General features: G+C 35.6%; 11 protein-coding genes, 1 pseudogene and 1 riboswitch. Of the genes and pseudogenes, 6 read left to right on the top strand and 6 right to left on the bottom strand.

The window, feature by feature from the left end; genetic code table 11:
• Positions 1-8: 8 nt before the first annotated feature.
• A pseudogene (locus E2R68_RS14245) lies at positions 9-816 on the top strand (IS3 family transposase); the annotation flags it as partial.
• A 9-nt stretch (positions 817-825) separates the two neighbouring features.
• Here the strand turns inward: E2R68_RS14245 and E2R68_RS03040 are convergent.
• The 6 genes from E2R68_RS03040 to E2R68_RS03015 form a co-directional block, all read right to left on the bottom strand.
• The gene (locus tag E2R68_RS03040; RefSeq protein WP_134276034.1) at positions 826-1,002 is read right to left on the bottom strand and encodes a DUF2496 domain-containing protein; all 177 of its coding nucleotides are present in this window, start codon (positions 1,000-1,002) and stop codon (positions 826-828) included.
• Positions 995-1,558 carry a primosomal replication protein PriC gene (gene priC, locus E2R68_RS03035; RefSeq protein ID WP_134276033.1) on the bottom strand — a complete coding sequence of 188 codons (564 nt, stop codon included), beginning with the start codon at positions 1,556-1,558 and terminating at the stop codon, positions 995-997. Before priC ends, E2R68_RS03040 begins: the two co-directional genes overlap by 8 nt.
• Positions 1,546-2,325 (bottom strand): TSUP family transporter, encoded by a 780-nt coding sequence (locus tag E2R68_RS03030; protein ID WP_134276032.1) that lies wholly within the window; start codon positions 2,323-2,325, stop codon positions 1,546-1,548. Before E2R68_RS03030 ends, priC begins: the two co-directional genes overlap by 13 nt.
• Before the next feature lies 1 nt (position 2,326).
• The gene (gene dinG, locus E2R68_RS03025) at positions 2,327-4,384 is read right to left on the bottom strand and encodes an ATP-dependent DNA helicase DinG (protein ID WP_134276031.1); all 2,058 of its coding nucleotides are present in this window, start codon (positions 4,382-4,384) and stop codon (positions 2,327-2,329) included.
• Positions 4,385-4,649: 265 nt separating this feature from the next.
• On the bottom strand, positions 4,650-5,285 hold the full coding sequence (gene narL / locus E2R68_RS03020) for a two-component system response regulator NarL (RefSeq protein WP_134276030.1): 636 nt from the start codon (positions 5,283-5,285) through the stop codon (positions 4,650-4,652).
• Between the two features lie 40 nt (positions 5,286-5,325).
• Positions 5,326-7,011: a histidine kinase gene (locus E2R68_RS03015; RefSeq protein ID WP_134276029.1), complete on the bottom strand. Its 1,686-nt coding sequence runs from the start codon at positions 7,009-7,011 to the stop codon at positions 5,326-5,328.
• 66 nt (positions 7,012-7,077) lie between these two features.
• Positions 7,078-7,229: riboswitch (molybdenum cofactor riboswitch) on the top strand.
• Between E2R68_RS03015 and moaA the strand changes: the two genes are divergently transcribed.
• The 5 genes from moaA (at position 7,220) to E2R68_RS02990 (ending at position 12,186) form a co-directional block, all read left to right on the top strand.
• A complete protein-coding gene (gene moaA, locus E2R68_RS03010) occupies positions 7,220-8,197 on the top strand; it encodes a GTP 3',8-cyclase MoaA (RefSeq protein WP_134276028.1) in 978 nt (325 codons plus the stop codon). Its footprint overlaps the riboswitch before it by 10 nt.
• A gap of 161 nt (positions 8,198-8,358) precedes the next feature.
• Positions 8,359-8,841 (top strand): ferredoxin-type protein NapF, encoded by a 483-nt coding sequence (gene napF / locus E2R68_RS03005; protein WP_134276027.1) that lies wholly within the window; start codon positions 8,359-8,361, stop codon positions 8,839-8,841.
• Positions 8,838-9,113 (top strand): chaperone NapD, encoded by a 276-nt coding sequence (locus E2R68_RS03000; RefSeq protein WP_134276026.1) that lies wholly within the window; start codon positions 8,838-8,840, stop codon positions 9,111-9,113. The genes napF and E2R68_RS03000 overlap by 4 nt, the downstream gene beginning before the upstream one ends.
• Entirely contained in the window at positions 9,110-11,605 is a 2,496-nt protein-coding gene (gene napA, locus E2R68_RS02995) for a nitrate reductase catalytic subunit NapA (protein ID WP_134276025.1), read from the top strand. The genes E2R68_RS03000 and napA overlap by 4 nt, the downstream gene beginning before the upstream one ends.
• A 116-nt stretch (positions 11,606-11,721) precedes the next feature.
• Positions 11,722-12,186, top strand: coding sequence for a nitrate reductase cytochrome c-type subunit (locus E2R68_RS02990; RefSeq protein WP_134276024.1), 465 nt, complete (start codon positions 11,722-11,724; stop codon positions 12,184-12,186).
• Positions 12,187-12,196: the final 10 nt, after the last annotated feature.

The following is a 12,196-nucleotide window of genomic DNA, read 5'->3' as shown; positions in this document are numbered from 1 at the left end:
CTTTTGAACTACAAGTAAGCCGTAGTGCATTTTATGATTGGCTAGAACGCCCAGCTAAAATCATCAGTGAAGAAGAGTTAAATATGTACCGTACTGCACGACAGCTATTTAAACGTAGTCGTGGCAGTTTAGGTTCTTGTCAGTTGTGTAAGAATTTAAGACTGGCTGGCTCAATGTTGGACTTTATCGCACTCGCAGTATCATGCGTAAGCTAAAACTAGTCGTGAGACAGCGTCAGGCATATAAATAACAACCAAGCGTAAACACCGTGATAGCGTTGCCGATAATTTATTAAGGCAGCAGTTTAATCCTAAGTACGCAAACTTAGTTTGAGCAGGTGACGTCACCTATTTGAGAACCAATCAAGGTTGGATGTATTTAGCCGTCGTCATGGACTTATACTCACGTAAGGTTATCGGTTGGTCACTATCAAAACGCATGACGGTTGATTTAGTTGAGCGAGCATTACAAATGGCGATTAACATCAGACGACCTGAGTCTGGGTTAATGTTTCACAATGATCGTGGTTCTCAATATACAAGTGGGCGATTTAGTCAGTTACTGAGAAAATATAAAATAATAGCCTCAATGAGCAGTGTTGGAGCTTGTTTAGATAACGCAGTTGTAGAACGATTTATTGGCAGTTTAAAGAATGAATGGTTATTAAATATTGTTCACTTAACACGTGATGCAATGAAGATGGATGCTGAAGAATATATCCGTTATTACAACCACGAACGGCTTCATACAGCACTCGGCGACTTAACGCCGATTAACTATGAAAATTTACAAAGTCAGGTGTCCGGTTGGGCTTGACCAGAATAGTTAACTATTCTGTTTATTTTTGAAATCTTGTAATGTTATTTCTAATGCTTTAATCGTTATTTCAATATCAATTTTACTTTCTTCTAGTAATTGAATTAAATCAACGGCTAGTTTGATTTCTAAAGGTGCTTTATCTAATGCAGTAGACGCTGTGTTAGTTGGTTGCTTATTAGTCATTGTCTAATGCTTCCATTTTAAATTCTAGTGATTGAGTAAATTCATTACACTTTTGATAGCGCTTTTTAAGCGCACTAATACGGGCTTTGTGTGTTGATTTATTCATTGTTGTTGCGTTTTGGTACAAAATGTTTTCTTCGGATATCATTGTTAATAATCGTTGCTCATATTGATATTGGCGCTGTAATTGTTGATATACTTTTTCTTGTTGTGTTGAATAACGTTTGTATAAACCTTCTGCTTTTCCTGCATCTAATTGATTAACAATGTTCAACAATGCAGAGAATTGATTAATAAATCGTTCGCATTCATATTGAACGATCACGTTATCCATATTTTTACTTGTAACATGTTTTAAGTGTGCAAAAGTATGGTGGATTTGTTGGCAATAACCACTCAATGTTAAACTGCTTGTTGTAAATAAATGCACTTCAAAACGAAATGATTTATTCTCAGTTAATGTTATTTTTTGATCCCATTGCTGACAACGTACCGTTAGTGCATCAAGTTGTTCAGACAAAGCGTTTAAGTGTTTTAAATCAACTAACTGAACCATGCGTTATACCCAAGATTAATCGCCATGATAAGTACAACCATAATAAATAATGGTCGTATAAATTTAGCGCCAAAATGGATTGCAGAATGGGCTCCAATAAAAGCTCCTAGCATTAAACAAGCCCCCATGGTTAATCCAATAAACCAATTAACTTCTCCAAAAGCAATAAAAATAATTAAAGCAACTAGGTTACTAGTAAAGTTCATTGCTTTTGCAATACCGCTAGAAAGCAAAATATTTAGACGATATAAACGCATATTCGAAATAACCCAAAATGCGCCTGTTCCAGGGCCAGAAACACCATCATAAAAGCCTAATGTAAAACCTTGTAAACGCTGTGTTATTCTTAACTTCAGGGTGTTTTCTGGTAATTGTTTATTATCAATCTCCTTTACTCGACTGAATAAAGTATAAAGAGCCACACCTAAGATAATTAAAGGTAAAAACTTATTTAAAAACTCGGTGGAAATAAAGTTAACTAATACGGTGCCACATACAGCCCCAATAAATGTACTGTAAAAACAATGCTTCCAAAAAATGGGATCAAATAGGTTTTTACGAAAATAAGTATAGGCTGCAGTACCTGAAGCGAAACTTGCTGATAATTTATTAGTGCCCAATGTTAAATGTGGTGGTAAACCAACACTTAATAAAGCTGGTACGGTTAACATCCCACCACCACCTACAACGGCATCAATAAACCCTGCAAATAAACCAACTAAGGCTAATAGCATCCAGCTGTTAGGATCTAATACAAACTCTGTCATTTTATTTCTCTACATTTAAAGCAAAAGGAGGAAGGGAGTCAATTAAGCTTTTACCATAACGTTTAGTGATCACACGTTTATCTAACAGTGTTATGTTCCCGGTATCTGTTTCTTTACGGATCAAACGACCGCAAGATTGTATTAATTTTTTACTCGCTTCTGGAATGGTTATTTGCATAAATGGGTTTCCACCTTTTGAAGTGATCCATTCTGCATGTGCTTCTTCAACAGGAGAATCAGGTACCGCAAAAGGTAACTTGGTGATCATCAAATTAGTTAAATAATGCCCAGGTAAATCTAATCCCTCTGCGAAACTACCTGTTCCAAATAAAATGCTAGTGAGCCCTTTATCGCAAGCTTTTTTATGAGTTTCAATCATTCTACTACGCGAACTTTCTCCTTGAATTAATAATGCATTAGGAAATTTTTTACGTAGTTTTTCGGCAACTAAATTCATTTGCCAATAAGAAGCAAATAACACTAAATTACCTTCTTTCTCTTCTATTCGCTGCGCTATATTATCAACTAATTCATTATCAAATCCGGGTTCTGTTGGATCATATTTCATTTTTGCCACATTAAGCGCAATAGAAGGGTAATCGAACGGTGATTTTAGGCGTAGATATTGTGTTCCATCATTATTCTTTAAACCTGCTTGACGCATAAAGTAATCAAAACTATTCAACGACGTTAGGGTCGCTGAACACAAAATTACGCCAGCGCCTTGTGACCACAGCATGTACTCTAATAGACCACCTACTTCTAATGGGCTTGCACATAAAGTGAAACCTTCATTTTCATTATTTACCCATGCAGCAATCGGTGCTTGAGTGGAGGTTCGCTCTTTTAGTAACATGGTCCACAAAGCGCAAAGAGTTTCTAAACGTTGAATATAATAACCTGTTTCAATCAAAATAGGCTCTGCGTCTGAGAGTTTTATATTGGCATCTTTTAATTCTTCTGAAGTGATATTAACCAATTTATTAAGTGCACTTAAGCATTTTTTTGATTCTTCTTTTAAACTAATTAATGCATTGACTATAGGTTGTGGTACTTCACCCATTGGGAAACGATATTGGTTTGATTTGTTATAGTTAAGCGGGTTATTTCTAAAATACAATTCAATGGTTTTTAAATCATTAATGATTTCATTCGCACTTTCTAACATATTTAAATTAGGCGTGATCGTTGTTTGACGATGAACAACACGATTAATATGAGTGCTAACTTGTTTTATTTTTTTAAGCCATTCTTGACTGGTTTTTATATTGACGTTTGCACTAGAAAAGTCGCGAGAAATTTTGGGTAAATGATGAGCTTCATCAAGTACATAGAAACAAGCATCAGGATCGGGTAAAATGACGCCACCACCTAATTCCAAATCAGCTAACAATAAGGCATGATTTACTACAATAACATCGGCTTTATTAATGTTATCTCGAGCGCGATGGAAAGGGCATTGCCTGTGATTGGCTAACGCTTTTTTACAGCTGTGTTTATCGGACACAATTTGTTGCCAAATACGATAAGGTATAGGTGTTGGCCAACTATCTTGATCGCCATTCCATTTACCATCTAGATACGCTGTTTTTAATCTATTTAATAGTTCCGCATCGCCTGCTTGAGGCTTTTCAATGAATAGTTGTGTTTGTTGGTTATCGTTATTATGTTGATTTAATAATTTATGTTCACAACAATAACGTTGACGGCCTTTTGCTAGTGTAAAAGTAAACTTGTAATCGCTATGACGTAGAAAAAATGGCAGGTCTTTACTAATTAACTGCTCTTGTAGCGTTACTGTTGCAGTAGAAATAATGAGTTTTTTATTTAACCTAAGTGCTACAGGAAGCCCGGCTAAAATATAAGCGAGTGATTTGCCTATTCCTGTCCCTGCTTCTGCGACTAATATTCGGCGTGATTTATCATAGTTTCCTGCTAAAACTTTTGCTATTTCGGCAACTAAATAGTTCTGAGCTTTACGCGCTTTAAATTGTGGTAAAGCTTGAGTAATAAGCTCATAGTTGGCGCGAATTTCTTTTTTTAATGAATCTGAAAGCATAAATCTCGATACTATTAATCAGTATAATAAGTGACAGTTTAGGTTATCAATCTGTTTTTAAATGGTTTTTTATTGTATATAAAAAGCAAAAAACCTTTATCTTGGCAGTTTACCAAAATAAAGGTTATTTATCTGTGATATTAACACTTGTGCAGTATTTATTAATCGGTGAAATATTTACCGATTATTAATCAACTTATTATTGTAAATATTATCTTATTTTATAGATCATAAAAATGATAATTAGAAACTGCTAGGGTATCGTTTATTTTGGTTGTTCCAAAAATAAAACTGCGGCTTCAACTCGAGATTTTATACCTAATTTTTTAAGTAAACTTTTTACGTGTACTTTTACAGTACCTTCTGAAATATGTAGATTATCAGAGATCTCTTTATTGCTTAATCCTTTTGCAATTTCTTCCATAATTTGTGTTTCACGGCGTGTTAACCCTGATAATTTTTCTCGAATATTATCTTCTTGATCTAAGCAATCTAAATATTCTGTTAGTGCGTTGCTTACAACCAGTTTACCTTGTTGGATTTGATGTAGATTTTTCAATAATAATTCTGGATCGGTATCTTTTAATAAGTAGCCATCAGCACCTTGATTGATTAATGAAATTACATCTTGCTTGGCATCTGATACGGTTAAAATAACAATTTTGCTGGTAATACCGTCATTACGTAATGCTTTTAAAGTTTCTAAACCAGATACAGCTTTCATATTTAAATCTAACAAGACCATATCAGGGCGTTGTTTTTTCACCATACTAACGGCTTCTATACCGTTTGTCGCTTCATCAATGACCACAAAATTAGGATCCATATTTAATAGCTGTGTGATGCCTTTACGCATAAGAGGGTGATCATCAACAACAATAACCGTAGATACATTGCTCATTTATTATTCCTTAGTGTTACAAACTTAATCGAGTTTTTATTTAAATTGTAAATATCAGTTTGACTTCAGTACCTACTGATAAATTTTGGATTTCTAATACTGCATCGAGCTCTGTTGCTCGTTGATTCATGATTTCAAGACCATAATGATTGTCTTTAGCTGGTTTTTCATCAATGCCAATACCATCATCACAAATTGTAAGCATGACTTTTTGCCCAATAGTGATACAACTAACTGTTATGTTATTACAATTTGCATGTTTCATTGCATTGATGATTGCCTCTCTAACAATCTGCAACAAATGAATATGTTGGTTGGCATGTGTTTGAAAATTGGTTTCAAAATGTCCAAGCTTAATGCTAGCAGTTGTTTGTTTTTGCAATTGAGAAATCATAACTAAAACTGCTTCTTTAAAATCAGATACACTGATGTTTAATCTAAAAGTAGATAGTAGTGAACGTAATTGTACATAAGCATCTGACACAGCTTCTTCGATATTGTTCACGGATTCTTTATATTTATCATTACCTTCATTGGCTTTTATTTGGCGGTGTAAGACAGTGCATTGTATTTTTAAGAATGAAAGGGCTTGCGCAATAGAATCATGAAGTTCGCGAGCAATGACACCACGCTCCTCCATTAATAATAATTTTTGTTCTTGTAAGCTATATTCTTCTTGATATAACGCTCGGGCTAAAAGGCCACTAAAACTTGCAATAATGGTTGCGTTATTGGTTACTGTTACTTCTTGAACATAATTTAAATAACCAAAAGGTTTCCCATTAATAATGATAGGAATTCTTTTTTTATCAGGGTGTTGAGAAGCACATCCATAATCACTATCGATCTGTACTCCATTGATGAGTTCTAAACATAATTTTGAAAGGTTAGCTTGTTTTGCTAAGGCGTTAAGTGCTTCAATGATAATAGCATTCGTTAACTTAACCGTATTTAACTGCTGAGAAATAGTATATAAAAATTGAATTGTTTCGTTAGCATTTTCTAACTCGGTAGTTTTGCTTAATACCTTTTTTTGCATTGCTACAATTAAGGATTCAAGTTCAGTTGACATACTTTGTAAACCAGAAGAGAGAACACCAATCTCATTTTTAAATTCTGGAAAGTCGACGTTAAAATGATGATTGGTAATCGAGGTTACGTTTTTTTCTAATTGCTGCAGCGGAGTCGCAACATAACGTCGACAATAGACTAATAAAAATAATGAGCATAAAGCAATTAAGAAGAAAGCTAAGGTTTCTGAGGTTTTATTTAAATATTCCTCTTGCTCTAATAATAATTGATATTCTTTTATGGTTAAGCTTATTTGTGCAGTGAAATGTGCGAGACGTGACTCTAATTCTGACTGAGATAACTGACTTAACTGTAATTGTAATGCGTGAAACTCTTCATTTAATGCTGCATTGAGTGTATTGATTTCTGAGACATCAAAAAATTTATGTGTTAACACTTGCTCTGATAAATAAGGAGATAGTTTATTAAGGGAGTCTTGTCTGTTTTTATTCGTATATTTAAATTCCACTGCTAGAGTATGGGTAGCAAATTTTAATTTCATCAAACGTTCAATTGCTTCATTACTATTATCTAAGCCGCTATAAGCGCTGACAACATTAAGAATATGAGAGCCAGAGATGGTTAATATGAGTAAACAGATCGTTGAGATCACTTTTGTAATGGAAATTGAATGAAACAGTAGATTAATCTTCATACATAGTTAAGAATAATAGGTAACGAATCGACATAGTTTCCTTTAATTAGAGGCATATGTCATTTATATTTAATTTAGCTCCGAGCTTTTATCACTAAGTTTACCGTATTTTGTGTAAATATGTGATTCAAGCCGCTTAACCGTTTGTAAGTTAAGAAGGGTAAATCTAGAAATGGGTTTGCCTCCCGTGTTTGGAAAGGAACTGACCATGCAATTAATCGATAGATATCATCGTAAGTTTGAATATCTACGTTTGTCGATCACGGACGAATGTAATTTCAAGTGCAATTATTGTTTGCCTGATGGATATCAACGTACTCATCAAAAGCAATTTTTATCTCAAAATGAAATAACCAACTTAATTAATGCCTTTGCAGAATTAGGCACAAGTAAAGTGAGAATAACAGGTGGAGAACCTAGTTTACGCAAAGATTTTGCTGATATTATTTCTCAAATTTCACAAACTGAAGGTATTAAAAAAGTTGCCACTACAACCAATGGCTTTAATTTAAGTAAACATGCTGAACAATGGTTTGAAGCGGGGTTAAGTGCGATCAATGTGAGCGTTGATAGCTTAGATGCTAATACTTTTAACTTAATTACTGGAAAAAATATCTTTCATAAAGTGATGGAAGGTGTCGAAGCATGTGCTTCTGCTGGTTTTGAACAGGTAAAAGTAAATAGTGTTTTAATGAAAGGCTTAAATGATAACGACCTTAATACTTTTTTAGCCTGGATAAAAGATCACCCCATTCAATTACGTTTTATTGAGTTGATGCAAACAGAAGATAATACTGAATTTTTTAATCGCTATCATTTATCTGGTCAAACGATCAAATCAATATTATTAAAGCAAAATTGGATTTGTAAAATAAGGCATGTCAACGACGGCCCAGCTGAAGTTTTCACTCACCCTGATTATGTCGGTGAAATTGGTTTGATCATGCCTTATAGCAAAGACTTTTGCAGTCATTGTAATCGTTTACGTGTATCAGCAGTAGGGCGACTACATTTATGTTTATTTGGTGAAGAGGGAGTAGATCTTCGACATTTATTACAAAATAGTTCGGATAAAGAGCAATTAAAAAAGACTATTATCTCTGCTTTACAAGAAAAGAAAGCAACACATTTTCTAGATTTAGGAGTATCGGGTGGCACGCCACATCTTGCTTCTATTGGTGGTTAACTAAACTAATTGTCGAGACTTCTCTCATTTTCTGTGGGGGATGTCTCATTGCATATAATAGTTGTTGATTTGCATCAAGTGAAATTCCCTTTCCCCTTCTTTTTAAAATACTTCTGCTAAAGTTACTCTCATATTATTTAACATTCTGTTAGCAATTAAATATGCCAATAATTGACACACAAAAACGTAATTTATTTCGCCGAAAATCTGAATTGGTAATTAATAATTTAATGCCTTGGATTGTTGATGCAACAAAATTCACCGAAAACTGTACTCAATGTCAAAATTGTTTAAATAGTTGCCCTGAAAATATTATCGTACAAGGCGATGGTGGGTTTCCTGTTATCGACTTTTCTGCAGGTGAATGTACTTTTTGTACTAAATGTGCAGTAAGTTGCCAGGAAGATATTTTTGCAGATACCAGTGAAATTGCATGGCAAAAAAAAGCAGTTATTAGTGAGAGTTGTTTAGCAAATCAAAATGTCTATTGCCGTAGTTGTTGCGAAAGTTGTCCTGAATTAGCTTTAAGTTTCAAAATAGGTATTAACGCAATTCCAGAAATTGATTTAGCAAAATGTAATGGTTGTGGGGCATGCTTTTCGCCATGTCCAACCAGTGCCATTAACATCAAGGACAGTAAATGAAAGTAGAAGAATTACATGTTTCAAGTTTAATTGTACATGTTAAACCTGAAAAGTCGTCTAGCATTACTAACAGTATCAATGCATTAAAAGGTGCTGAGATGGTGACGATAACAGAGCAAGGGAAAGCCATTGTAATAATAGAAGCCGCTAATCAAGGCCAAATAATGCAATGTATTGACCAAATTAATGAACTAGACGGTGTATTACATACTGGCCTTGTTTACCACGAATTTGAAAAGTCTACGCAAAATGATAGCGAGGAAATACAATGAAGTTTACCAGACGTGAATTTATGAAAGCACAAGCAGCGGCTTCTGCTGCTGCAGTTGCAGGCATAACATTACCAGCTACTGCTAGTAATCTTATTGCAAGTACAGATGCCACTAAAATAAAATGGGAAAAGGCGCCATGTCGTTTTTGTGGTACTGGTTGTAGTGTTCTTGTTGGTACACAGGAAGGCAAAGTTGTTGCTACACAAGGCGATCCAGAATCGCCGGTTAACAAAGGTCTTAATTGTGTTAAAGGCTATTTCCTTTCTAAAATCATGTACGGTAAAGATCGTTTAACAACTCCGCTAATGCGTATGAAAGGTGGTATTTATGATAAACAGGGGGATTTTGCACCTGTTTCTTGGGATGTTGCATTCGATGTAATGGCTGAGAAATTCAAAAAAGCATTAAAAGATAAAGGCCCAACTTCTGTTGGTATGTTTGGTTCAGGTCAATGGACCGTTATGGAAGGTTATGCCGCTTCTAAATTAATGAAAGCAGGTTTCCGTACAAACAATCTTGATCCAAATGCTCGTCACTGTATGGCTTCTGCTGTTGGTGGTTTTATGCGAACTTTTGGTATTGATGAGCCGATGGGTTGTTATGATGATCTTGAAAATGCAGATGCGTTTGTATTGTGGGGATCAAATATGGCAGAAATGCATCCAGTACTTTGGTCTCGTTTAACTGATCGCCGCTTAAGTAATCCTGATGTTAGCGTACATGTTTTATCTACTTACACACACCGTTCATTTGAATTAGCTGATAATGGTATGATTTTCACACCTCAATCAGATCTTGCCATCCTTAATTTTATTGCCAATTACATCATTCAAAATGATGCTGTTGATAAAGATTTTGTTAAAAAACATACTAACTTCCGCAAAGGTGCAACCGATATCGGTTATGGACTTCGTCCTGAAAGTCCATTACAGCAAGCAGCCAAAAATCCAGATTCAGGTGCCTCAACACCAATGTCTTATGAAGAATTTGCTGAATACGTCTCTGAATTTGACGTTGAATATGCTGAAAAAATGTCAGGTGTTCCGGCTGCTAAGCTAATTAAACTTGCTAAAGTGTATGCGGATCCAAAAATCAAAGTGACATCATACTGGACAATGGGTTTCAACCAACATACTCGTGGTGTTTGGGCAAATAATTTAATGTACAACGTGCATTTATTAACAGGTAAGATTTCTAAACCTGGTTCGGGTCCATTCTCCTTAACTGGACAGCCATCTGCTTGTGGTACTGCTCGTGAAGTTGGTACGTTCTCACATCGTTTACCTGCAGATATGGTTGTAAATAATCCTAAACATCGTGCTATTTCTGAAAAGCTTTGGAAAATACCTGAAGGAACTATTCCTTCTAAACCAGGTTATCACGCAGTGTTACAAAACCGTATGTTAAAAGACGGAAAACTAAATGCCTACTGGGTTATGTGTAATAATAATGTACAAGCAGCGGCGAATATTAATGAAGAAGTCATTCCTGGTTACCGTAATCCAGAAAACTTCATTGTTGTATCAGATCCGTACCCAACAGTAACGGCACAAATGGCAGATCTTATTTTACCAACTGCCATGTGGGTTGAAAAAGAGGGGGCATTTGGTAACGCAGAACGTCGCACACAAGTTTGGCATCAACAAGTAGAAGCACCTAAAGGCGCTAAATCAGATCTATGGCAGATGATGGAGTTTGCAAAGCGTTTCAAAATTGAAGACGTATGGGATGCTGACTTGATTGCTAAAATGCCTGAAGTTAAAGGTAAAACTATGTATGACGTGCTTTATCGTAATGGGCAAGTTGATGCATTTGGTTTAGACGAAGTTGCTGATGATAGATTAAATGATGAGTCTCGTCATTTTGGCTTCTATGTTCAAAAAGGCTTATTTGAAGAATATGCTAGCTTTGGTCGTGGTCATGGTCATGATTTAGCTCCTTATGATAGATACCATGAAGAGCGTGGTTTACGCTGGCCTGTTGTTGATGGTAAAGAAACGCTTTGGCGATTCCGTGAGGGTTCAGATCCTTATGTAGCAAAAGGTTCTGGCTATCAATTTTATGGTAAACCAGACGGGCGAGCAGTTATTTTTGCATTACCGTATGAGCCGCCAGCAGAATCTCCTGATGAAGAATACGATTTATGGTTAAGTACGGGACGTGTTCTTGAACATTGGCATTCAGGTTCAATGACTCGACGTGTTCCTGAGTTATATAAAGCTTTCCCAGATGCGGTTGTATTTATGCACCCTGATGATGCTGAAAAGCGTGGTTTGCGACGTGGAGATGAAATCGTAATGGCTTCTCGACGTGGCGAGTTAACGTCTCGAGTAGAAACGCGAGGCAGAAATCGTCCACCAGCAGGATTAGTCTTTATGCCCTGGTTTGATGCTAAACAGTTAACGAACAAATTAACGTTAGATGCAACTGATCCGTTATCGAAAGAAACAGATTATAAAAAATGTGCCGTTAAAGTTACTAAAAAAGTGTAATGACAATGTGGCATTGCGAAGTTGTAATGCCGTATAAACGGAATGATTTACGTCTACTTAAAAAGAGCGCTTGGCTATAACCGCTCTTAGTTATAGTAAGAAGATGGAGAAAAGTAATGAAAAAAATATTAACAGCAATTTTGACTGCATCAATTATCGCATTATCCTCACCTGCTTGGAGTAACGATGATGCATTAACATCAAATAATGGTGGTGTATCATCATTACGTGGTTTATATGAAATATCTGATGTGAATAAAGCTGAAGATTTAAAACGAGTACAACGTGAACAACAACTTATTGATCGTAATTATGTACAGCAACCACCTATGATCCCACATTCAATTCGTGGCTATCAGGTTAACTTGAATGCAAATAAATGTTTGGCATGCCATAGTTTCAAAAATGCGGGTGAAATGGGGGCGACGAAAATTAGTGTGACTCATTTTGAAACTCGTTCAGGTACTACATTATCTGATGTATCACCTCGTCGTTATTTTTGTTTACAGTGCCATGTAACACAAGCAGACGCTAAACCTCTGGTTGAAAACACATTCACACCGGTTCATTCGTTACGCTAAGCAGGAGTTA

The sequence above is a fragment of the Psychromonas algarum genome (genome assembly GCF_004376845.1).
In the GTDB taxonomy this organism is placed as follows: Bacteria; Pseudomonadota; Gammaproteobacteria; order Enterobacterales; family Psychromonadaceae; genus Psychromonas.
The sequence above is the reverse complement of the archived record's forward strand: the minus strand, read 5'-3'. Positions and strand labels throughout refer to the sequence as shown.